The organism is Methanoregula formicica SMSP (assembly GCF_000327485.1).
GTDB lineage: Archaea > Halobacteriota > Methanomicrobia > Methanomicrobiales > Methanospirillaceae > Methanoregula > Methanoregula formicica.
On the sequence record NC_019943.1, the window covers coordinates 1,569,557 to 1,592,631 of the forward strand.

The following is a 23,075-nucleotide window of genomic DNA, read 5'->3' on the forward strand; positions in this document are numbered from 1 at the left end:
CATTCCGCAAATTCATCCTTCACGGAAACACTTCTCAATTAAGGCAATCTCTTTCTTGCCACCAACATAGATGGGCGTGACGTCATCGTGGGCAGACGGGATGATGCCGAGGATATCGGTCTTCCCGTTGCTGATCGCGCCACCGGCCTCGTGGAGGATCTTCCCCATCGGGTTTGCCTCGTACAGGAGGCGCAGCTTCCCTTTCTCCTTCCCCTTGATCCCGGGGTAGCTGAAGACACCGCCCTTGTGGAGGATCTGGTGGACATCAGCAACAAAACAGCCGCTGAACCGGAGCTTATACCCGTCCTCCTCGAGCTGGCAGATCCATTTCGTATGGGGTGAGAGCCAGTCCTTCCGCAGGGCCCCGGGAGCAAAGACCTTGCCTTCGGGAATCTTCAGGTCCCGCTGGCGGAGCACGAACTCGCCGGTTTCGTCAAGGACGAACTCATGGACGCCTTTTCCCGTGGTATAGGTAAGGCTCGTGAGCGGCCCGTACAGCAGGTACATGGCCGCAACCATCGTCGACCCCTTTGCCAGCACGTGGCCGGGATAGATCCCGATGATGGTGCCCACGCAGAGGTTCACATCGATCAGGGATGACCCGTCAAGAGGATCGATGACCACGCCGAACTGCGCCTTTGGGTCCTTCACCTCAACGATCGTCTCCTGCTCCTCGGTGGCAACATAGCGGGCAAGTCGGGACTCTTTTATCCCGTCTACGAAAACAGAGTCCGCGTACTTGTCGAGGGGCTGCTGCTCCTCGCCATAAACGTTCTTTGTCTTCCCGCCATCCTTTGCCTTCCCTCCCGCAACCAGGAAACCTCTCCTGATGGCAGGGGCCCGGCTTGCTAAAAAGAGGATCAGTTCCGCAAGGTTCTTCTCCGTTCCTTCCCGTTCAAGGAATTCTTTGAGTTTCATGGTGTACCGCCATCCCGATCAAAAGAACATTCAGCCGCAGGGGGGTCGATTTAGACCCCTCAGGTATGTAGTCGTTTGGCCGCGATCTTTATCAGGATTATTATTGATGAAAAACGCGAAGGGCCACGGAAAAGTGGAGAGAGGGGGAAAAATAAACTGTCCCGGTCACTCGCCGGGAGTGTCTGCTTCTTTCACATTCTCCGGCAGGTTGCTAAAGGTTACTTCCAGGACGCCGTTTTTCAGCGACCTTTTCATTGTCGCCGGGTCCACACCCGTGACTTCAGCGGTCGTATGGTAGTGGTTGTCTGCATCCCCTGCATCGATAACGAGGGTTGTGCCCTTCATATCCAGCCGGACCGATTCCTCTGTTATGCCGGGCAGTTCAGCGATAACCATCGTCTCGTCACCGATATGGTGGACTTCGGCAACCGGCTCACCGGCACTGCGGGGGAGTGCCGGCTGGAATTCCGTCACATCCCCCTCCCCGTTGCTATTGTCGATGACAATGTGGTAGCCGTACATTTTTGGTCCACCGGTCGACATGTCCCGGCTCATCTGCGAGAAGAGCCGTGCGAACATCTCGTCCATCTGGTCGAACATATCCATGGGATCTCCTTTCATCGTAATCACCCCGTTGCTTGTTGTTGTCTTACGCTTTCTCCAGTTTCTTTTCCAGCGATTCTGTGAGTTTCTTGATCTCGCCAAAGTCCTTCTTCCGTGCATACACGGCCGTTCGGAGCTCTGCGGCAAGTTTCTCGTCGGCCTTCTTGTGAGCCATCCCGGCCCGGGACAACAGCATTGAGGCCTTGTCGAGGGCTGTGCGCTGCTCCTGGTTGTAGAGCATCTCCCATGCCTGCCGTTCGGACTTCTCCAGGGTCTCTGCGTCAAGCGATCCTTTCACCTTCAGGAGCGCGGCATCGAAGTGTGCCCGGGTGAGCATCACGTTCTTGATTGCGTCCTTCCGCTCCTGCTCGGTCCGGTCGCCCATCTGGACGATGAAGTCACGCATAGCGGCCATCTTGGCCTCGCGGACCAGCGCCTCGATATCGGCACCGACATAGCCCTCGGTCTGTTTCACGAGTTCATCGATCGCAACGTCCTTTGCAAGGATGCTGCCAGTTTCTCCTCCAAGGTAGACCTCGAAGATCTTCTTCCTGCTCTCTTCATCAGGAGCGGGCACATAGATATGCCGCTCGAGCCGGCCCGGCCGGAGCAGGGCATCATCCAGCATGTCCGGCCGGTTGGTAGCCGCAAGCACGGTGACGTTCTTGAGCTCCTCCATGCCGTCGAGCTCGGTCAGTATCTGGGATACAACGCTCTCGGTCACGTGAGAGGAGCCCTGATAGCTACCGCGCTTGGGGACCAAGGCATCGATCTCATCGAAGAAGATGATCGACGGGGATGCCTGCCGGGCCTTCCGGAAGATCTCCCGCACGCCCTTCTCCGATTCGCCGACCCATTTCGAGAGGAGCTCGGGGCCCTTCACGGCAATAAAGTTGCACTCGCTCTCGTTTGCCACGGCCTTTGCGAGCAGTGTCTTGCCGGTGCCGGGCGGCCCGAACATGAGGATACCCTTCGGCGGCTTGGTCTGGAGCCGTTCGAAGACATCGGGGAACTTCAGCGGCCACTCGACAGCCTCCCGCAGCTCCTGCTTCACATCCTCAAGACCGCCCACCTGCTGCCAGGTGATATCGGGTACTTCTACCAGCACCTCGCGCATGGCCGATGGCTCAACATGTTTCCGGGCTTCTGCAAAGTCCTCGTTGGTGACCCGCAGTGCATCCAGTACCTCTGCCGGGATATCCTCGTCGATCTTGATCTGGGGGATGATCTTCCGGAGCGCATGCATCGCAGCTTCCTTGACGAGCAGGGCGATATCGGCGCCGACAAAGCCGTGGGTGGTGTTGGCGAACTCCTCGATCTTTACGTCTTCGGCAAGGGGAACACCGCGGCTGTGTACCTGGAAGATCTCCATCCGGCCTTTCTTGTCCGGGATGCCGATCTCGATCTCCCGGTCGAACCGGCCGCCACGCCGTAACGCGGGGTCGATGGAGTCCGGAAGGTTGGTTGCTGCAATGACGATGACCTGGCCACGGCCCTTGAGCCCGTCCATGAGCGCCAGGAGCTGGGCAACGACACGCCGCTCCACCTCTCCCTGGACTTCAGCACGCTTCGGAGCGATCGCGTCAATCTCATCGATGAAGATGATCGCGGGGGAGTTCTGCTCAGCTTCCTCGAACTTCTCGCGCAGGCCCTTCTCACTCTCGCCGTAATACTTGCTCATGATCTCCGGGCCGGAGAGCGTAATGAAGTGGGCATCGACTTCATTTGCAACGGCTTTTGCGATCAGGGTCTTGCCGGTGCCGGGCGGCCCGTAGAGCAGCACACCCTTGGGAGGCTGGATCCCCAGGCGCTCGAAGATCTCCGGGTGACGCAGCGGCAACTCAATCATCTCGCGGACCAGCTGGAGCTCGCGGCCAAGGCCGCCGATATCCTCGTAATGGATGTCGGAGACTTCCTTCTTGCCCTCTTCGGGCTTGTAGGCCTCTTCCTTGAGCTCGATCTCGGTGTCATCGGTAACGATGACCATGCCCTTGGGGGCCACCTTCGTGATGACCAGCGTGATGGAGTTCCCGATCGCGTCAACGCGGACGGCCTGGCCTTCGATCACCGGCCGCCCGCGGAGCACCCTTGAAAGGTACTGCTCACCCCCGACGAGACGGATCGGCTGGGTAGGCTGGACAACGATCTTCTTCGCATATTCTGCCTCCGACTTCCTGATCCTGACTTTCTCGTCGATACCGGTCCCTGCATTCCCTCGGATATTGCCATCGATGCGGAGGATGCCAAAGCCGGTATCCTGGGCGAAACCCGGCCAGACAATGGCAGCGGCCTTCTTCTTCCCTTGGATCTCGATCACGTCACCGGAGACGAGACCGATCTTCTTCATCACCTCGATACTCAGTCGTGCAATGCCGCGCCCGGCGTCGTCGTGGGCTGCTTCCTTCACCGTAACATCGTAATAATCCTTATCTGTCATCGTAAAGCACCTCGTTCATTCAAGGTTTACCATTAGTTAGTGCTTTACACCATATAAAGATTGTGTAAAAACCGGGTCCCCCCAACGCAGGAAAATACGGGGAAGCCCGGCCATTCATGCCATTTTGAGGGCTGGATGGAACACAAAATAAACTGCGTTATCCCAATTCAACTTTACTTGTTTACATAACAAGCCAGATTTAGTCCAGAATTGAAAAAACAAGCCTTTATCTGGTCTTTACCGCAACCAGTATGCCATGAGTATTGTCGCAGATGCCAAGAAGGGCATCGTAACCGAAGAGATGAAGATCGTCGCAAAGCAGGAAGGGGTCACCGAAGACTTCGTCCGCCGCGGCGTTGCCGGCGGGCATATCGTTATCCCGACCTCCCCCTACCGCAAAGTGAAGATCTGCGGTATCGGCGAAGGGCTCCGGACCAAGGTGAACGCATCGATCGGGACCTCGACCGATATCGTAAATATTCCCGAGGAGATCGAGAAGGCAAAGCAGGCCGAGCTTGCCGGTGCCGACACCCTGATGGAACTTTCCACCGGCGGGGACTTTGTCGAGATCCGCAAACAGGTCATCGCAAATACTAAGCTTTCTGTCGGATGTGTTCCCCTGTACCAGGCCTTCATTGAGGCAGCAATCAAGGACGGCGCCGTTGTCCACATGAAGGAAGACGACCTCTTCCGCATCACCGCCGAGCAGGCAAAACTCGGGACCAACTTCATGGCCATCCACACCGGCATCAACTGGGAGACAGTCAAGCGCCTGAAACACCAGGGCCGGCACGGGGGTCTTGTCTCCCGGGGCGGCGCATTCATGACCGCATGGATGCTCCACAATGAAAAAGAGAACCCGCTCTACACGGAGTTCGACTACCTCCTCGAGATCATGAAGGAGCACGAGGTCACCCTCTCGATGGGCAACGGTATGCGGGCCGGCGCCATCCATGATGCCACCGACCGGGCACAGATCCAGGAACTGGTCATCAATGCCGAACTCGCTGACAAGGCGCACCAGGAGAACGTGCCGGTGATTGTCGAAGGCCCGGGCCATGTCCCGATTGATGAGATTGCGGCAAATGTCACCCTGATGAAGCGGATGTCCAACAACAAGCCGTTTTACATGCTCGGCCCCATCGTCACCGATATCGCTCCCGGATATGACGATCGTGTCGCTGCCATCGGTGCCGCTATCTCCTCGTCCTGCGGAGCGGACTTCATCTGCTATGTCACCCCTGCCGAGCATCTCGCGCTCCCGACCCCCGAGGAAGTATACGAGGGTGTCATGAGCTCCCGCATCGCTGCCCATGTCGGCGACATGATCAAGCTCAAGAAGACCCGCGAACTCGACCTCGAGATGGGCCATGCCCGCCGCGACCTGGACTGGGAGCGCCAGTTCGCCGTTGCCATGAACCCGGCCCGGGCAAAGAAGATCCGGTCGGAGCGGATGCCCGCAGATACCGACGGGTGCACCATGTGCGGCGACTATTGCGCACTCAAGATTGTCAGCCGCCACTTCAAGTTCTGATCTCCTCCCCCATTTTGCCACGCACTTTTTTTTATTCCTGTCAATAAGCCTCATTCATCGACAAGCTCAATACACTCAAATAACCCCGGCAATAAATATTCCGGCACGGTGATAGTATCAGGGTGAACTTCGGCGGCTTTGTCCCCATCTCGACAATCGACTGGCGGGGCCGGGCAGTCTGCACGGTCTTTCTGCGGGGATGCCCCCTGCGGTGCTCCTACTGCCAGAACGAAGCCATCCAGACCGGGCAGGATCTCAGGGAAATGGACGAGATCCGGGAGATGATTGACGGGTCCGCCCCCTTCGTGAGTGGTATCGTCATTTCCGGTGGCGAGCCCACGCTCCAGAAGGAGGCCGTTGTCGAGATTGCCCGTCATGCCCGGTCACGGAACCTGAAGGTTGGCCTCCAGACAAACGGCCTCTTCCCGGGGACTCTGGAGAGCCTCTTCCAAGAAAAACTCCTGGACCGCGTTGCCATCGATTACAAGACGCGGTGGGAGGGGTTCTCCGGCCTGCAGGGAGGATACAGTTCCATGCCTGCCGAGAATTATGAGAAATGCTTAAAACAATCCATCAGTCTCTGCAAAAGCGCTGCACGGGATAATCCTCTCTTTGAATTCGAGGTTGTCATCACCGCATTCTACGAGAATGCCGATTACATCAAAAAAATCTCGGCGGAGATCGGGACCACCCCGCTCGTCCTCCAGCAGGGAGAGCATAAGATCATCCGAATGCAAAAGACCGCACCGGACATGACCAATGGGGAATATATCTGTAAACGTCGAACACTACAGGACAACCATCCGCCCCTGACCTTACCTGAGCTCAAGGCTATCGCCGATGAACTGGGGCGGACAGTGCGGATACGGACACGGGAGATCGGGGAGATATCGTATGAAAGTGATTGGCGTCGTAGGAATGCCGGCAAGCGGAAAAGGTGAATTCTCCCGGATAGCGCAGGAAGCGGGGATCCCGGTCATCGTCATGGGTGACATGATAAGGAAGGCCGTCCGCGAGGCCGGACTCGAACCGAACGATACAAACTTCGGGGCAACGGCAAACCGTCTCCGGGCCGAGCGGGGCATGGACGCCATCGCCCAGCTCTGCGTCCCGGAGATCCGCCGGCTCAATGCACCCCTCGCCCTGGTGGATGGCATCCGGGGGGATACCGAAGTTGCCCTGTTCCGGAAATACTTCGAAGGCTTTACCTTAATCAGCATCGAGTCGCCGTTTGAAAAGCGCCTCGATCGGATCGCTGCCCGGGCCCGCTCCGACGATTTCACGACAGCTGATGCGCTCAAAAACCGCGACCAGCGGGAACTGGGGTGGGGTCTTGGCAAAGCCCTGGAACAGGCCGATATCCGGATCAGGAACGAGGGAACCCTGGAGGAGTTCGAACGGGATGTGAAGCACCTTCTCGGAGAACTGCGGGGTGATCCGTGAACGCAAAACTCTTCTTCTCCTCATCAGCAAAGGTCTGGGAAGACATTGCATGGGTCTACGGGATCGAAGAGACGGGCTTCGACGGCTGGGAGATCGTCAGCGACGGCAATTACCGGCTGGAGAACCCGGACTCCTTCCGGAACGTGCAGGATGTCCTGTCCACCACCCGGCTCCTGGCATCCGTCCATGCCCCGTATGGCGACCTGAACCTCGCCACCCTCAACGACCCCATCTGGAGGGAGTCGGTCCGGCAGATCAAGACCTGCATCAGGCACGCTGCCCCGCTGACCGATCGCGTCACCGTCCATCCCGGGTACATCTCACCGGTCGGTAAGATGATGCCGGAGAAGGTGTGGGCGCTCCAGAAGGAGGCACTCCGCGAGATCGGGAAGTGCGCCTGCGAACACGGGGTGCTTGCCTGCCTCGAGAATATGATCAGTTACAAGGAGTTCCTCTGCCGGTTCCCCGAGGAACTGATTGGTATGACCGAAGGGATTGACGGGATTGGCATGACCTTTGACTTCGGGCACGCAAACACCGTAGGAAAGGTCGGCGAGTTCCTCCGGTACGTAGACCGGGCTGACCATATCCACATCCATGACAACCATGGCGTGACCGACGAACACCTTGCCCTTGGCGACGGGACAATCGACTGGAAGAGTACCGGCCGGGCAATCGCTTCCGGATACAAGGGAAAACGGATCGTGATTGAGGGACGCTCGATCGAGGAGGCAAAAAAGAGCCTTGCCGTCTACAGGAGGGAGTTCGCGTGACGGGGGTTGCCACATGAGCGGCGAGACCCTGCAGGTCTATTTCCTCGGGACGGCCGGTGCCCTTCCCACGCCTTCGCGCAACCCGCCCTGCATCATGGTGCGGCGGGGCTCCGATACGCTCCTCTTCGACTGCGGGGAAGGTGCCCAGCAGCAGATGATGCGGGCCCGGTGCGGGTTCACCGTGAATGCCATCTTTGTCACCCACTGGCATGCGGACCATTTCCTCGGGATCTTCGGCCTTGTCCAGACCATGTCCTTCAACGGCCGGACCGAGCCACTGACCATCTATGGCCCGGACTGGGTGCACGAGTTCGTCAGGACCCTCCGGCATGTTGCACGCTTCAACCTGAAGTTCCCGATGGAATCGGTTGAGCTGGCTCCCGGATCCTGGGTGCGCTTCGAAGGGTATACCGTCACCGCGTTCGCCGCTTCCCATGGCATGCCCACGCTTGGCTACATTCTCGAAGAGGATCCGCGGCCGGGACGGTTCGACCGCGAGCAGGCCATCGCCCTTGGCGTGCCCCCGGGCCCGCTGTTCGGGAAACTCCAGCGGGGGGAGACGGTAACCGTAAAAGCCGGGGAGACAAGTACGGAAGTCAGGCCGGACCAGGTCATGGGCCCGCAGAGGCCGGGACGGAAGATCGTCTATACGGGGGACACCCGCGCCATCCACGAGACCATTGCAGACGTCGCTGCCAATGCCGATCTTCTCATCCACGATGCAACCTATGACGAGGCGGAGTCCGCACGGGCTGCCGAGTTTTACCACGCCACCGCTGCCCAGGCCGGCGAGGCCGCAACAGCGCTCAATGCCGGCACGCTCGTCCTCATCCACACCAGCTCACGGTACCCGGATGCCAAGACTCATGTCACCGAAGCGCGGAGCAGGTATGCCGGCACCATTGTTGTTCCCAATGACCTGGACATGATCGAGGTCCCGTTCCGGGACTGAAACAACGCATTCCGTAAAAAATTCTTTTACAGATTTTCCCTTATCCTGATAACAAGTAAATTAACCTTTCAGGCACCCATTGATATCATATCAACCATTTCGCGGAGCGTTGACGATCCATACCATAATCGCAACCATTTTTCCGTACGTCGTGTGTGGTGAGAGAGAACCATGTCTAATACCAGTGATGATATCCTCGTGTACCGGCTTGGCGCAGGCTGCGACCTTGCCGACATTGAGGAAGGGAACGTGTACCAGGGAAAGGTCCAGGGCTTTGCCAACTTCGGGATGTTCGTCCAGCTGAACGACCGGATCAAAGGACTTGTCCACAAGAGCAACATGAAGGCCGAACACAAGGAACGCGATTCGATCCTTGTCCGGGTCCGTCAGATCCGCCCCAATGGCAACATCGACCTTGAAGAGGTGCAGATCCAGGTCTACCAGGTGCAGAACATCGAACGGAAGTCCACGACCGTCCGGATTGCGGATCTTGCCGGAAAGATCGGAAAGACCGTTGCCATCGAAGGCGAAGTTGCCCAGATCAAGCAGACCAGCGGACCGACCATCTTCACCATCGTTGATGAGACCGGAACCCAGAACGCAGCTGCATTCATCGAGGCTGGCGTGCGGGCATTCCCGGAGATCGAACTCGGTCACATCGTCAAGGTCATCGGGGAAGTGATGCGGAGAAACAACCAGCTCCAGATCGAGGCGGATCTCATATCCGCGCTCAAAGGGGAAGACGCGGACGCGGTGAAAACACGGATCGAGCAGGCACTCGACAAGCGCTCCGAGCCGGAAGACATCCCGCTCCTTGTGAAGAGCGAGGTCCTGGAGAAACTCCGTCCCGACATGAAAAAGGTCGCAAAGATCATCCGGAAAGCCGTCTTCACCTCCCAGCCTATCATCCTCCGGCACCATGCCGACGCTGACGGCATCTGCTCCGCGGTCGCGATAGAGCAGGCCGTTGTCTCGCTCATCCGGGAGTCTGGCGGCGACTTCGATGCCGACTACTTCCTCTTCAAGCGGGCACCGTCAAAGGCCCCGTTCTACGAGATCGAGGACATCACCCGCGACCTCGACTTCTCGTTAAAGGACCATGTCCGGTTCGGCCAGAAGATGCCGCTCGTCCTCCTGACCGACAACGGTTCAACCGAAGAGGATGAGCCCTCGTACAAGATCGCGAGCGTATACGAGATCCCCTTCGTGGTCATCGACCACCACCATCCCGATACAACCATCGACAAGTACCTGGTCGCCCATGTCAACCCGTACCATGTTGGCGGGGATTTCGGGATCACGGCAGGGATGCTGGGGACAGAAGTTGCACGGCTGATCAACCCGAAAGTCGAACCCCTGATCCGCCACCTCCCGGCCATTGCCGGTGTCGGCGACCGGAGCGAGGCACCGGAGCGTGTCCTCTTCCTTGACCTTGTCCGCGACCAGTACCCCGAAGAGGCCTGCAGGGACATCGCCCTTGCCCTTGATTACGAGCAGTTCTGGCTCCGGTTCAATGACGGCCGGGAGATCATCAAGGACATCTTAAACATCACGGGCAAAACCGAGCGCCACAAGAAGCTCGTTGCCCTGCTCGTTGACGGTGCAAACACCATGATCGAGGACCAGATGAGCGCCTGCATGCCCCATGTTGTTCCCCGTGTCCTGAAAAACGACGCCCGCCTCTTCCTCATCGATGTCGAGATCCATGCGCACAAGTTTACCTTCCCGCCCCCGGGCAAGACCAGCGGCGAGGTGCACGACCGGCTCTGCCGGGAGCATGCAGGAAAACCGGTTATCACGATCGGCTTTGGTCCCGACTTTGCCGTCCTCAGGTCCCGGGGCGTTCTCATGAACATTCCCCGCATGGTACGTGAACTCCGTGTCGAGATCCCGGGAGGCGGCATCAGCGGGGGCGGGCACCTTGTCGTGGGCAGCATAAAGTTCGTTGAGGGCATGCGCGATGTTGTCCTTGAGGCACTCATCACAAAGATAGCCGATGCCCAGGTCCAGGCACCAAAATAAACCCCTTCACCTTTTTGGGATCTCAATGGATTTTATCCGGAAAGACAGAAGACGCGCGTATCAGCAATCTTTGAAAAACCACGCCCATGTCGGGCGAAATATAATCTTTCTGGTCGAAATTTCAGCCGGGTGAAAAAAAGAAGACCGCATTTTTGTCAAGAGAATTAGGTATATATATATATAGCAGTTGATCTATATGAGTTTTTAATGCTGAGGCACAACATGTCAACCACTAAGAAATTACGTGAGACGTACAACGAGACCCAGCACAAGATCGTGACGTACCTCAACTCGGGCATCACCAAGGGCAAGCACTATTTCAAATCGAAATACATTGCAAAAGACCTTGGCCTCTCGCCCAAGGAAGTGGGTACCAACATGGCAATCCTTGCCGAGATCTGTAAGGAACTGGATATTATCCGGTGGAGCTACTCGAACAGCACTACCTGGATGGTCACCTCGCGTGCCATCTAGGTCAGTGAACACCCATCTCTCCTTTTATCATGACCAAAGTACTGGAATTTGAATCCGCAATCGAGTTTATTGCAAACATCAATGAACACAAGGACTGCCTGATGTCCCAGGACTCAAACCAGGATAATCCGGCAGCACTCTGGTTCAACATCGATATCCCGAAAGGGCATTTCCTGAAAAACGGGGACCGGGTCCGGATCACGGTTGAAAAACTCTGACCTCCGGGTGTTCCGGGAGGGATCCTGACTATCCCAAAAAGCACTGTTACTGAAGGTTACCGATTAGTGTACTGGATATAATAGTCCCGCGGCGTTTCCAGATCGATCTGGTAACTGTCTATATACGCAGTCGTTATGATCATGTACACGTCCACCCCGTAGGTCTGGATAACCCGGGTCATCGATCCCCGGTTCAGGATCTCCATGCCATCGATGACCGTACCATTGTTCGCATAACAGAGAACCATCTTGAAGTTCCCGTACTGGGGCGTCCGCTCGGCCGTTACCGTTGCATTCAGGGACCAGACCGGATAGGGAACACTGAACCTCTGGGTCAGTCCCCCCCTTGACTCGTTGATGTAGGCAAAGGTCACCATCTCGCGTCCGCGGAACGGGATATCCCCGGCGCCATAGATATAGATGTTATCTGGCATCTTGAACCGGGGATAGGAGAACGGGCTGCTGTTGTAAAAGAGCCGGTACGGCGGGGCAACGGTCGGTTCAGCTGTGGGGATCACGGTAACCGCAACCGTGAGCGGAGGCGCCGCAGTGATCGGAAGAACGTGCGTATCCTGGACCGTGGAGACCACAGCCGGGACAGGAGTAAGGGGCTGTTTTCCCCCAGTCCCGGGCAAACCCGAGAGGTAATGAGGGTTTAAGACCAGGGCGATGACAAAGACCAGGATGACTCCGCCGATAAGGGTGAAAAGATCTCCTTTCTCCACAGGATGTTGTTGGGCCCAAAAGAAAAAAAACGTGACGGAACATATGCGGAGAAAGTTGTCCTGGAGATATGTTCCCGGAGTGGGCCAAAACACTATCACTGCCAGCGGTATTTTTGGGATCCGTACTCCGTATGGATTATATCCTCGCCGGGAAAATGGATGTACATGGAGTTGCCCGGGCTTCGCACATGGGTGGTCTTTTACCTCATCTCCTTTGTTGTCCTTCTCTGGGCAGCGTTCCTCTCGTCACAGGGAGTGATGCTCTGGGTCAGCCTGCTCCTTGTCCTCATTATTATCGGCCTGAATTTTGTGACGGTGATGAACCAGCTCAAGACCCATGCTGCACGAAAAGAACTGCAGCGGAGCCTGACAAGCAGTTTCCAGAGAGGAGCAGGGGGAACAGAAGAAGAGAAGAAAGAATGATCCCTGTCCCGGGGATTATTCTTTCTTGACAAAGACTTTCTGGACGGAATTTTTCGCAACGAACAGGTTCTCCACCTGTCTCCCGAGATACTCGGTCTTGCCCATGATATAATACCCGTCGCTGACGAGCGCCCCGTGGAAGAGCCGGGCCAGATCGTCCTTCTGTTTCTCGGTAAAGTAGATGGTGACATTCCTGCAGGTGATGAGGTCAAGCCACCGGGATATCGGGGTGCCGCTCATCAGGTCATGCGGCCGGAAACGGATGAGTTCCTTGAGATGATCCTTCACCTGGTAGTTCCCGTCAGCGAGCTTCGTGAAATGCCGGTGGATCTGGCTCTCCGATAACTTGGCCATCGCCTTCTGAGTGTAGATTCCTTCCTGCGCTTTCGCGAGCACAACTTTGTCGATATCCGTTGCAAAGATCTGGCCGGAAAGTTCCTTGTTCTGTGCCATCATCTCGTGGATGATCATGGCAATCGAGTAGGGTTCTTCACCGGTCGAGCACCCGGCACACCAGATCCGAAGCCGTTTGCGCTTTGCGAAGAGGTTCGGGAGAACTTCCTTACGTAAGACATCGTACACATCGCCATCCCGGAAGAACTCCGTCACATTGATGGTGAGCGCCTTCCTGAGAACCTCCAGTTCCGGCGGGTTTGCCTTGAGGTACCTGAGGTATTCGTTGTAATCTGCGGCATTGGTCGACCGCATCCGCGAGAGGAGACGGCGCTTGATGTAATCTTCTTTGTAGTTCCCGCACTGGATCTTCAGGGTTTGCTCGATATAGCGCTTTAAGAGGTCAAAGCCATCCATCGGTTCTCCTCAGTACCTTTGTGGTATCGTAAAATGGTGTCTGCCTGTGTTAAATAATTATCAGGGTGACGGTGGGAGGCCCGGGTCACTTGACCCGGAACTGCCCCATCTCTGTCCTGCAGTGCTCTGCCATTGCCGAAAGTTCGGCTGATGCGCTGGCAATCTCCTCGGTGGAAGCACTGGTCTCTTCGGCAAGGGCAGCCATATCCTCCATGCGCTGCTGGTTCTCGCTCGTGATGGTGCGGAATGACTCGATGCCGGACATCAGCTGGTTTGTTGCCTTTGCCTGGTCCTCGGTGGCCCGCGTGATCTCTCCGACACCCGCAGAAACGATCGAGGCCTCGGAAACAATCCGGTTCAACGACTCGACGGTCATGTTCACGCTCTCGATACCGCCCTTGATCTCCTCGAAGGATTCCTGCATCGATGCTGCGGTCTGCTCGCTCTGGGCCTGGATTGAGCGGATGAGGGTCTCAATCTGGTTGCTCGCCTTCTTGGACTCCCCGGCAAGGTTCTTCACTTCACCGGCAACAACGGCAAAACCCCTGCCGTGTTCCCCGGCCCGGGCAGCCTCGATGGCAGCATTGAGGGCCAGCAGGTTCGTCTGGTTGGCGATGTCCGTGATGAGGTTGACGATCTTGGAGATCTCCTGCATCTGCTCGTTGAGTTTGGTGATCTCATCGACACTCTGCTTGGAGATCTTCTCCACGATCTGCATCTTGCCGGTCGCAACCTTCCCGATACCTGCAGCTTCTTCTCCCTCCCTTGAGGCTTTCTCGGCATGGCTCATGACATCGTGAGAGGTGCTTGCAATCTGCTCGATGGATGCTGAGATCTCGGTGATATCGGTTGAGATCTTCTCAACGCCGCCCAGCTGCGCTTTCGCGCTGTCGGTGGACTTCTGGCTGGAGATCGCGACCTGCTCGGTGGCTTTTGCAATCTCTTCGGTGCTCTTGATGGTGTCGCGGATCGTGATGTCGAGCTTGCTGACCGCATCGGCAAGGCTTCCAAGTACTCTCTGGATGGCACCGGCTGATGAGTTGTAATCAACTTTGAGCCGGGCGAGCGGATCCGCTTCATCAATGCTGACCCGGTGGGTGAGATCCCCGTCGGCAATCTTTGCAAGTGCGGTCTGCAGCTCGGATGCGCTGACTGTCAGGAGTTCCGCATTGGACTTTGCCTCGTCCATCATCCTGTTGATCTGCTTCTCCTGCTCGCGCTGGCGGGTGACATCATTGTACACGCACAGGATGGTTGACAGGTTGCCGCTTGCATCAAGGATCGGTATACCGTACTGTTCGAGGATATGGGCTCCTGACGGAAATTTTATCGAGATCTCACCGAAACTGCGTTTCTTCTCGGTGAGGACTTTCTTCAGCCCTTCGCCTTTCTGGCTGTCGATCTTGAAGTCCCTGGCATTCAGCCGCAGGAGTTCATCCTTTGAAACTCCGGTCATTGTGACATAGGCATCGTTGACCAAGATGATTTTGAACTCCGGGTTCATCAGCATCATGGGCATCGGGTTCTGCCGGACAATGGTATCGGAACGCTGCTGTAAGACAGCGACCTCCGCCATGTTCTTCTGGATCTCCGCCTTTGTCTTCTCCTGCTCTGCAACGAGCGCATGAATCTCGTCGAGTTTTTTGCGCTCTTCCGTGATGTCGTTGTACACGATGAGGATGCTCGTTATCTCACCGGAACCATCCGTGATAGGTATGCCGTACTGCTGGAGCCTCTTAATCCCTGAGGGGAACTCCACCAGCACCTCGCCTTTCGAGCGGTGGTGTTCGGTGATGACACGCTTCAGTCCCTCGCCCGACTGCTCCAGCACCTTGAAGTCGTGGAGCGTCTTTTTCAGAAGATCGCTCCGCGACATCCCGCTGAGGGTCACATAGGCATCGTTGACAACCCTAATGTGGAATGTCTTGTCGACAAGGATGATCGGCATCGGGTTCTGCTGGACGATCGTCTCCGAACGGTGCCTGAGCTGCTCGATCTCGGTATTCTTCTTCCTCTGGGCAGTGACCTCGTTATAGACGAAGAGAAGGGAGGTGACCGCACCATCGTCCGCAACAACCGGGATGCAGTACTGTTCGAGGATGTGTCGTCCCGAGGGGAGATCGATCGTGACTTCCCCGAATGAACGGCGCCGCTCTTGTAAGGCAACCTTGGCACCTTCGCCGGACTGGGAGATGAGGGTAAAACGCGACAGGCTCGTATTCAACAGGTCGTCCCGCCTCATCCCGCTCATCTGGAGAAACGCATCGTTTGCCTCGGTGATCGAGAACGACGGGGTGGAAACGAGCATCGGCACCGGGTTGCGCTCGACCATGAGTTCAAGGCGGTGTTTGAGATCCGTGATGATGCCTTCAGCCTCCCTGCTTATCCCTTCCGGAACAGGTTTTTCAACAACAACAGGTTCCGGAATTGTGCGCGCCGTCTCCAGCTTTTCGAACGTTGCATTGATCGCGCCGATCAGCGAGGCATATTCCGTACCGAATTTCATCGCATCCAGCGGGCCTGCTCTCCTGCCGGCAACCGCTGATGACAGAGCGGATGCTATCTCCTCGTTCAGCTGGCGGACGTGGGCTGCGATCTCCTCCGTTGAGGTGGTTGCAGGTGCAACAGGCGCAGCAGGTACTGCCGGTACCGGCGGTGCCCCGGCACCGCTGAACAATGCTTTCCTTCCAGGTCGTTCAGACAATTTCATTCCTCCGCGTATTCTTTAAAAACCGCCGGTGATCGCATGCACATCAACACATTCTACTTCTCTACAAGATCCCTTATGACTTTCTCCATGTCAATCCAGATGATCAGGTTCTTCTTGGTATCAGCTACCGCTTCCTCTGTTTTCATTTTGATGATCCCCTTGACAAAGGCCGAACTGTCAGAGCCGAACCCTTCGCCGACCTTGTCGACATCGGATTCCGATACCTGGATGACACTGCTCACATCATCCACAATAATCCCGACATTGCTCCCTCCGGTCGCTTCCGGTACGAGAACGATGATCTTCTGGTTGGTCCTGACCTCCTGGTCGGGCAGGCCGAGCAGGGTGTTCAGGTTCATGATGTTCGTTATTTCACCACGGAGGTTGATGACGCCGGAGATGTATGCCGGTGCCCGGGGAATAGGAGTGATAGGGATCATCTCCACGATCTCCCTAGCCAGCTGGATATCGAGTGCGTACCGCTCGCCGCCCAGCTCGAACTCGACAATATCGATGGTAGATGCCATCGTCCTACCTCAGCTTGAAAGCGCCCATCTTCGTCTTCAGGGTCTCGGCCATGTTGGCCAGTTCTGACGACGCGCTCGCGATCTCTTCGGTTGACGCGCTGGTTTCTTCTGCGAGTGCGGCCATATCTTCCATCCGCTCCTGGTTCTCCCGTGTGATGGTGTTTGTCTCTTCCATTCCCTGCATCACGCGGGTCGTTGCCTCGGCCTGTGCCTCGGTCGCCTTCGTGATCTCGTTGACACCCTGCGCCACAATGTTGGACTCCGCGGTGATCCGGTTGAGAGCTTCCACGGTCTTGTTCACGCTCTCGATGCCTGCCTGGATCTCCTTGTAGGAGCTGTTGATGGCCGCAGCGGTCTTGTTGGAACTTGCCTGGATGGTGTTGATCAGTTCCTCGATCTTGCCGGTTGCAGACTTGGACTCGCCCGCAAGGTTCCGAACTTCTCCGGCAACAACCGCAAAGCCCCGGCCGTGTTCGCCCGCACGTGCGGCTTCGATTGCCGCGTTGAGGGCAAGCAGGTTTGTCTGGCTGGAGATGTCGGCGATCATCTTGACGATGTCAGAGATCTTCTTCATCTGTTCGTTGAGCGCCGTGATCTCGTTCACGCTCTCACCGGAGATCTTCTCGACAACCTGCATCTTGCCGGTCGCTACCTTGCCGAGTTCTGCTGCCGTGTTGCCTTCAGATGCTGCCTTGCCCGCGTGCTCCATGAGGGTGTGCGAAGTGCTGGCAATCTCCTCAATGGATGCCGAGAGGTCGGACACGTCCTTGCTGATCCGCTCGATCTCTTCCATCTGCTTCTTGGCGCCGTCCGTGGACTTCTGGGACTGGATGGCTACCTGTTCGGTAGACTTGGAGATCTCCTGCGTGCTCTTGCTCGTGTCGTCGGTCGTGACCTTCATCTGGGTAGCAGCCTTCTCAAGCTCCAGCATGACCGGCTGGATGGACTCGATCGCCTTGTTGAAGTCATCCTTGAGTTGTGCAAGCGGATCGCCTTCAAGGATATTTGTGCGGACGCATAGATCTCCCTGGGCCATGAGCGTCAGTGACTTACCCAGCTCGGTTGCACTGGCGGCAAGGGCTTCCTGCGCCTCCTTGGAGTTGTCCATTAATTTCTGGATCTCCTCCATCTTGGTGTGCGCATCAGTATAGTCCACCCACACGTAGAACGCACCGTCCAGTTCGCCCTGCTGGTCGAGGATCGGGATTGCATTGAGGGTCAGGTACTTCTTCTTGCCGCCGGGGAACGTTACCAGCGCTTCGGTGATCGCGAGTTTCTTTGTGGTGAAGCAGGCATAGAAATCTTCCCCGGAGAGGACCTTGATGTCGAAGTCATACAGCTTCTTCTTCATCAGCTCCTCGTGGGTCCCCTCCCAGGCGATCTCGTACTGCTTGTTGATAGAGATCCGGCTCTTGTCCTTTCGTAAGACGGCGATTGCGAGCGGGTTGTTCTGGATCATGCTGTCAACGCGGTACTCCATTGCCTTGACTGCATCCATCTTCTCGTGGAGGTCTGTGTAGTCCACCCACACGTAGAACGCACCATCAATGTCACCCTTTTCGTCAAGGATCGGGATTGCATAGAGCGTGAGGTATTTCTTCACGCCATCCGGGAACTTGACGAGGGCCTCGGTAACCGCGAGTTTCTTGGTCTCGAAACAGGCATAGAAGTGCTCTCCTGAGAGGACCGTGATATCGAAGTCATACAGCTTCTTCTTCATCAGTTCCTCGTGTGTTCCGCACCAGGCAATCTCGTATTGCTTGTTGATGGAGATCCGGCTCTTGTCCTTTCGTAAGACGGCGATTGCGAGCGGGTTGTCCTGGATCATCGCGTTGACCCTGCGTTCCGCTTCCTGGGCAGCCTCGATTTTTTCGTGAAGCTCGGTGTAGTCCGCCCAGATATAGAAAGCTCCGTCAATGTCCCCGTTCTTGTCGAGGACCGGCAGCGCGTAGAGCGTCAGGTATTTCTGCTTCCCATTGGGGAACTTGACAAAACATTCGGTGATAGAGAGTTTCTTTGTCGTGAAACAGGCATAGAAGTCTTCCCCGGAAAGGATTTTAATATCAAAATCGTAGAGCTTCTTCTTCATCAGCTCATCGTGAGTTCCTTCCCACATCTTTTCATACATCTTGTTGATCGCGATCCTCGACTTATCTTTTTTAAGGATAGCGATAGCCATGGGATTGTGCTTGATCATCAGATCAGCACGGCGTCTCAGAGTGTCACTGAATTCTGCCTTCTCCAGCGTGCCATTCAGCAGCTTGGCAAGGGAACGGTATTCAGAAGAAACCTTGTATTCATCAACACGAACAGAGAAATCCCCGTCACGGGCTTTGGTCAGTATTCTTTCAAATTCTTCTAACTCCATCTCATCACCTCTTCTGTGATGTTCTTGTAAACACTACCGGCAGCACTCTCCGGCGCATACTGCGAGATCGGGAGTCCCCGCTTCTGCGCCTCGTAAATCTGGGGAGAGTACGGTACGATATACACAGTCCGGAACAGCCGCTTCACTTCTGCACGAATGGAGAGCAGCCGCTCGTGTTCAGTCTCCTGTTCTTCCCGTGCCCGGATCTCTTCGGGCGTTGGTTCCGGTTTCTTGTAAAAAAGATCCCGCAACCGGCTGAAAATATCCTTCTCATCAGGTTGTTCGGCGCCGGGCTTTTCAGGGTTTCCCTGTTCGCCCCAGCGGGTCACTACAGCCATGTCAGGAATAATCTCCCTTCCCAGGTCTTCTTTCATGTCCCCGAAAATGGTCGAGAGCGTTGATACTCCTTCAAGCGCAAAAGTTCCGGAATCCAAGGTGACAATAACATGATCAGCGGCAAAAAGACCGTTGATGACAAGTTGTCCCAGACTCGGGGGCGTATCCACAAGGATGAAATCGTAGCGGTCTTTCACCGTCGCAATTGCATTCTTTAAGATTTCCGCCCGGTGCTCCATGCGGTAGAGGAACGGGTCTGCTCCGACCAGATCGAGGCTGGAAGGCGCAAGATCGATGCCGGAGGGGGTTGTCTGGATGATCTCAAAAAGACCCGTTTTCGGGAAATCCTCAAAACCGCTTAAGAACACATCATAGATGTTCTTCCCAAGGGTTTTCGGGCTGAACCCGAGACCGACAGTGGCATTTGCCTGGGGGTCACAATCAATAACAAGCACCTTTTTCCCGGCCTGTACCAGGAAGCCGGCAATGTTCAGACAGCTTGTCGTCTTGCCGGTACCGCCCTTATGATGGGAAAAGGCAATTACGGTAATAATATCACCTTGGATGGAATTTCTGTGTATTAAAGTATTTAATAAGATGGGTCGTTCGTACATTAACATAATGCACTTATTTTGAATATTACGGGAATTTTCATTTTCATTGAAAGATTCAGACACAATACAGGCACAAACGGCATTCTCATCCATTCGTACGTGATGCCATCAGATGATGTACGGGGATAAAAAAAACACCCGCCATGGCGTTCCTCAAGCCGTCACTGGATGCCGATCTCCGTTCCGGCAGGGTTTTTATGGTTGCACGCGTTACATCTGCTTGATGTCCGGACGAATGCATTTCGTAACAGCAGGAGTCTTCGCACTGTTCATAATTTCCCTCTCCTTCTGTTCCGGATGCACCTCAACAACGGTGGGCAACACCTGGTACGAGAACCACACCCTCAGGACAACCATCAGCCATACCGGAGAACCGGCAGACCTCACCGTGCAGGTCACCGTATACAGGATCGACTCCATGAGCCAGGAATTCTATACGATGCTCAGCACACCGGTCTCGCTCTCACAAGGCGACACGCTGGTCACCATTTCCAAGGAACTCCCGCCCGGGTCCTACAAGCTTTTTGTCTATGTCCTGGGAGACAATGACCGGAAGACAGCCGTAATCCGTGATATAACCGTGTGATTTCCATGACGCCTTTTTGTAAACCTGTTATCGATGCAGCCCGGGGCATGGGACCTGCGGATGTGATCTTTGAGGACGCAACGATTTTCAACCCGTTCACCTGTTCGTGGGACGAGGGTACTCTGGCAGTGAAGGACGGGATCGTTCTCGGGACTGGCGATTATGAAGGAAACAAGACCCGGAACTGCTCGGGGAAGTACCTTGTCCCCGGCCTGATCGATGCCCATGTCCACATCGAGAGCTCGCTGCTTAGGCCTTCCGAGTATGCCCGCCTTGTCGCACTCCACGGCACCGGTACGGTTATTGCCGACCCTCACGAGATCGCAAACATTGCTGGTGAGAAGGGCCTTGAGTATATGCTCGCGGCACGGGAAGGCGCAGCGGTTGACATCCTGTACATGCTCCCTTCCTGTGTGCCGGCAACACCCGCTGATGTGGGCGGGGCCGTGCTGGATGCCGGAAGCCTCCGGCAGTTCGTGGGCAGGGAAGGCATTCTCGGCCTTGGCGAGATGATGAACTTCCCCGGCGTCCTTTCTGCTGATCCCGGGGTTGGAGAAAAAATCGCGCTTGCAGGCATCCGCGACGGGCACGCCCCGATGCTCTCCGGAAAGGACCTCAACGCGTATATTCTTGCCGGTCTCCAGAGCGACCACGAGTGCACGACGTTTGCAGAAGCGGAAGAGAAACTCAGGAACGGCATGTACATCTTTGTCCGGGAAGGTTCGACCGAGAAGAATATCGAGGCTCTCCTCCCGCTCGTTACTGAAAAAACTGTATCGCGCTGCTGCTTTGCCACCGACGACTGCCACGCCGACCTGCTCATGGAGGACGGTCACATTGACCGGTGTATCCGGAAGGCTGTTGTCTGCGGCCTCATGCCGGAACTAGCCATCCGTATGGCCACGCTCTCGCCTGCTGAGCGTTTCGGCCTCCATGACCGCGGGGCGCTCTCCCCCGGGCGGCGGGCGGACTTCTGCATGATCGATGATCCGGAGAAGTTTGTCGTACAAGAAGTTTTCCGAAATGGAACTGCAGTGACAGCCGCCGCACCGGTCCCCGCTGCACCGTTCCCTCCGTCCATCCGCTGCAGGCCACCGCAACCGGAAGCGATTCAGGTTTCCGGCAGCGGCAGGGCACGGGTGATCGGGCTCGTGCCTGGCCAGATCGTCACGGAGGCGCTCACGTATCAGTGCAGTGCCGCAGGCATTCCGGACCGGAAGCAGGATATCCAGAAGGTGGTTGTCTGCAACCGGTACCACAACGCGCCCCCGGGCCTCGGCCTGGTGCATGGCTTCGGGTTCTGGGACGGCGCGATTGCGTGCAGTATCTCCCATGATGCGCACAATATCGTTGCAACCGGCACCAGCGACGATGCAATCCTGCAGGCACTACGCGAGGTTGTCCGTTCACAGGGCGGCATGGTTGCCGCCTGTGGAAACGAGATGACGGTGCTCCCGCTTGACTGTGCAGGCCTGATGTCAACGCTTCCCTACAATGAGGTTGCGGACCGGCTGAAAGCGCTGCACAAAACAACCGACAGGATTGGCGGGATCGACAACCCGTTCATGTACCTCTCGTTCCTCGCGCTCACGGTAATCCCTGCCCTCCGGGTCACGGACAGGGGCGTCTTCGATGGCGTTGCGTTCCGGGACGTCCCGCTGTTTGATGCATAATCACGGGAAGAAGAGGATCAGGACAACCCCGCAGAGCATCAGGACTGCACCCGCCACTCTCCGGAACACCTCTTCCTCGCGGATGACCATGGTCCCGTACAGCACCGTGATCAGGATGCTCGTCCGTTTGATTGCGCTCACATAGGGCACGATCTGGACAAGATATGCTGCGTTGATGACCATCGCCTCAAGGGTCAGTAAAACCCCGATGATGATCCCGGCTATGAGCAACCCGCGTGACCCGCTGAAGATCCGAATCCCGCCCAACTGAGAGCTATTGTTTTCGACACCGTGTTCCGGCAAACGGCCACGCCACCGTTTCAGGCAATGGATTGCAGAAAACGCACTCCCCAGAAGGAGGAAAACCATCCCGGACCCGAATATCGTGTCCGAGTTCAGCACGATCATCTTGTCAAAACCGAGAGAGATCGCATACAGGAACGAGACCACGAGCATGGAGAAGATCCCGGGATGGGAGAGCATGGAACGGAACGGGTCAAGGAGACTCTCGTGTTCAGCGGCCGTGTTGAGGACATACGAGCCGGAGACCAGGATGAGGATCCCGCCAATGCCGATAACGGATGGGATCTCGTGAAGCATCACGGCTGCTGTCACGATCAGGAAGAGCGGGGTGAACGAGAGCATCGGGACCGCAAGCGAGATGTCCGTGGACTTCAGGGCACGAAACGCGAGTGTTGTGCCGATGATGTTGATGGCGACCGTGGCAGTGACCGCCATGGCAAAGTCGGGACCGAGCGGGGGAATGCCGCGGCAGAAGGAGGTGGAAAGAAGAAAGAGAGAGGTGAACAAGAATCCCGATGCTGCAAGCAGATCGGGGTCTACGGACCGGAGGAACTTTTTATTGACAATATAATATCCGGCATCGGCACAGGCGCCGATACCGGAGAGAAGTGCCCAGAACATAGGCC

At 56.3% G+C, this 23,075-nt stretch carries 21 protein-coding genes; 11 read left to right on the forward strand and 10 right to left on the reverse strand.

Annotated elements, in window-relative coordinates; genetic code table 11:
- Window positions 1-12: 12 nt before the first annotated feature.
- The 3 genes from METFOR_RS07965 to METFOR_RS07975 form a co-directional block, all read right to left on the reverse strand.
- Window positions 13-918 carry a class 1 fructose-bisphosphatase gene (locus METFOR_RS07965; RefSeq protein ID WP_015285611.1) on the reverse strand — a complete coding sequence of 302 codons (906 nt, stop codon included), beginning with the start codon at window positions 916-918 and terminating at the stop codon, window positions 13-15.
- A gap of 165 nt (window positions 919-1,083) precedes the next feature.
- Window positions 1,084-1,539, reverse strand: coding sequence for an Hsp20/alpha crystallin family protein (locus METFOR_RS14555; RefSeq protein ID WP_052310775.1), 456 nt, complete (start codon window positions 1,537-1,539; stop codon window positions 1,084-1,086).
- Between the two features lie 28 nt (window positions 1,540-1,567).
- Window positions 1,568-3,958: a CDC48 family AAA ATPase gene (locus tag METFOR_RS07975; RefSeq protein WP_015285613.1), complete on the reverse strand. Its 2,391-nt coding sequence runs from the start codon at window positions 3,956-3,958 to the stop codon at window positions 1,568-1,570.
- A gap of 256 nt (window positions 3,959-4,214) precedes the next feature.
- Between METFOR_RS07975 and thiC the strand changes: the two genes are divergently transcribed.
- The 8 genes from thiC to METFOR_RS08015 all read left to right on the forward strand — a co-directional run bounded on the left by thiC (window position 4,215) and on the right by METFOR_RS08015 (window position 11,374).
- A complete protein-coding gene (gene thiC / locus METFOR_RS07980; protein ID WP_015285614.1) occupies window positions 4,215-5,492 on the forward strand; it encodes a phosphomethylpyrimidine synthase ThiC in 1,278 nt (425 codons plus the stop codon).
- A 122-nt stretch (window positions 5,493-5,614) separates the two neighbouring features.
- A complete protein-coding gene (locus tag METFOR_RS07985; protein ID WP_015285615.1) occupies window positions 5,615-6,433 on the forward strand; it encodes an anaerobic ribonucleoside-triphosphate reductase activating protein in 819 nt (272 codons plus the stop codon).
- Entirely contained in the window at window positions 6,387-6,935 is a 549-nt protein-coding gene (locus tag METFOR_RS07990) for a dephospho-CoA kinase (protein ID WP_015285616.1), read from the forward strand. Before METFOR_RS07985 ends, METFOR_RS07990 begins: the two co-directional genes overlap by 47 nt.
- A complete protein-coding gene (locus tag METFOR_RS07995; protein ID WP_015285617.1) occupies window positions 6,932-7,708 on the forward strand; it encodes a sugar phosphate isomerase/epimerase family protein in 777 nt (258 codons plus the stop codon). Before METFOR_RS07990 ends, METFOR_RS07995 begins: the two co-directional genes overlap by 4 nt.
- Window positions 7,709-7,721: 13 nt before the next feature.
- Window positions 7,722-8,660, forward strand: coding sequence for a ribonuclease Z (gene rnz, locus METFOR_RS08000; RefSeq protein WP_015285618.1), 939 nt, complete (start codon window positions 7,722-7,724; stop codon window positions 8,658-8,660).
- A gap of 171 nt (window positions 8,661-8,831) precedes the next feature.
- Complete coding sequence (locus METFOR_RS08005) at window positions 8,832-10,682, forward strand: DHH family phosphoesterase (protein ID WP_015285619.1); 1,851 nt, start codon at window positions 8,832-8,834, stop codon at window positions 10,680-10,682.
- 222 nt (window positions 10,683-10,904) lie between these two features.
- Window positions 10,905-11,156 carry a DUF7123 family protein gene (locus METFOR_RS08010; protein ID WP_015285620.1) on the forward strand — a complete coding sequence of 84 codons (252 nt, stop codon included), beginning with the start codon at window positions 10,905-10,907 and terminating at the stop codon, window positions 11,154-11,156.
- Between the two features lie 29 nt (window positions 11,157-11,185).
- Window positions 11,186-11,374: a hypothetical protein gene (locus METFOR_RS08015; RefSeq protein ID WP_015285621.1), complete on the forward strand. Its 189-nt coding sequence runs from the start codon at window positions 11,186-11,188 to the stop codon at window positions 11,372-11,374.
- Window positions 11,375-11,430: 56 nt separating this feature from the next.
- On the opposite strand, the gene METFOR_RS08020 is transcribed toward METFOR_RS08015, so the two are convergent.
- Window positions 11,431-12,099 (reverse strand): hypothetical protein, encoded by a 669-nt coding sequence (locus tag METFOR_RS08020; protein WP_015285622.1) that lies wholly within the window; start codon window positions 12,097-12,099, stop codon window positions 11,431-11,433.
- A gap of 165 nt (window positions 12,100-12,264) precedes the next feature.
- On the opposite strand from METFOR_RS08020, the gene METFOR_RS08025 reads away from it, so the two are divergent.
- Window positions 12,265-12,522: a hypothetical protein gene (locus METFOR_RS08025; RefSeq protein ID WP_148277637.1), complete on the forward strand. Its 258-nt coding sequence runs from the start codon at window positions 12,265-12,267 to the stop codon at window positions 12,520-12,522.
- A 15-nt stretch (window positions 12,523-12,537) separates the two neighbouring features.
- On the opposite strand, the gene METFOR_RS08030 is transcribed toward METFOR_RS08025, so the two are convergent.
- From METFOR_RS08030 to METFOR_RS08050, 5 genes are all read right to left on the reverse strand, one after another.
- Entirely contained in the window at window positions 12,538-13,332 is a 795-nt protein-coding gene (locus tag METFOR_RS08030) for a CheR family methyltransferase (protein WP_015285624.1), read from the reverse strand.
- A gap of 85 nt (window positions 13,333-13,417) precedes the next feature.
- Window positions 13,418-16,036: a methyl-accepting chemotaxis protein gene (locus tag METFOR_RS08035; RefSeq protein WP_233504374.1), complete on the reverse strand. Its 2,619-nt coding sequence runs from the start codon at window positions 16,034-16,036 to the stop codon at window positions 13,418-13,420.
- A gap of 59 nt (window positions 16,037-16,095) precedes the next feature.
- Window positions 16,096-16,569: a chemotaxis protein CheW gene (locus METFOR_RS08040; RefSeq protein ID WP_015285626.1), complete on the reverse strand. Its 474-nt coding sequence runs from the start codon at window positions 16,567-16,569 to the stop codon at window positions 16,096-16,098.
- A 4-nt stretch (window positions 16,570-16,573) separates the two neighbouring features.
- Window positions 16,574-18,937 (reverse strand): methyl-accepting chemotaxis protein, encoded by a 2,364-nt coding sequence (locus METFOR_RS08045; protein ID WP_015285627.1) that lies wholly within the window; start codon window positions 18,935-18,937, stop codon window positions 16,574-16,576.
- On the reverse strand, window positions 18,928-19,893 hold the full coding sequence (locus METFOR_RS08050) for a ParA family protein (protein WP_394295925.1): 966 nt from the start codon (window positions 19,891-19,893) through the stop codon (window positions 18,928-18,930). The genes METFOR_RS08045 and METFOR_RS08050 overlap by 10 nt, the downstream gene beginning before the upstream one ends.
- Before the next feature lie 217 nt (window positions 19,894-20,110).
- On the opposite strand from METFOR_RS08050, the gene METFOR_RS08055 reads away from it, so the two are divergent.
- Window positions 20,111-20,473 (forward strand): hypothetical protein, encoded by a 363-nt coding sequence (locus METFOR_RS08055; RefSeq protein ID WP_148277638.1) that lies wholly within the window; start codon window positions 20,111-20,113, stop codon window positions 20,471-20,473.
- Between the two features lie 5 nt (window positions 20,474-20,478).
- On the forward strand, window positions 20,479-22,146 hold the full coding sequence (gene ade, locus METFOR_RS08060) for an adenine deaminase (protein ID WP_015285630.1): 1,668 nt from the start codon (window positions 20,479-20,481) through the stop codon (window positions 22,144-22,146).
- Here ade and METFOR_RS08065 read toward each other — a convergent pair whose 3' ends face one another.
- Entirely contained in the window at window positions 22,147-23,070 is a 924-nt protein-coding gene (locus METFOR_RS08065) for a DMT family transporter (RefSeq protein ID WP_015285631.1), read from the reverse strand. It lies immediately after the preceding gene.
- Between the last annotated feature and the right edge of the window lie 5 nt (window positions 23,071-23,075).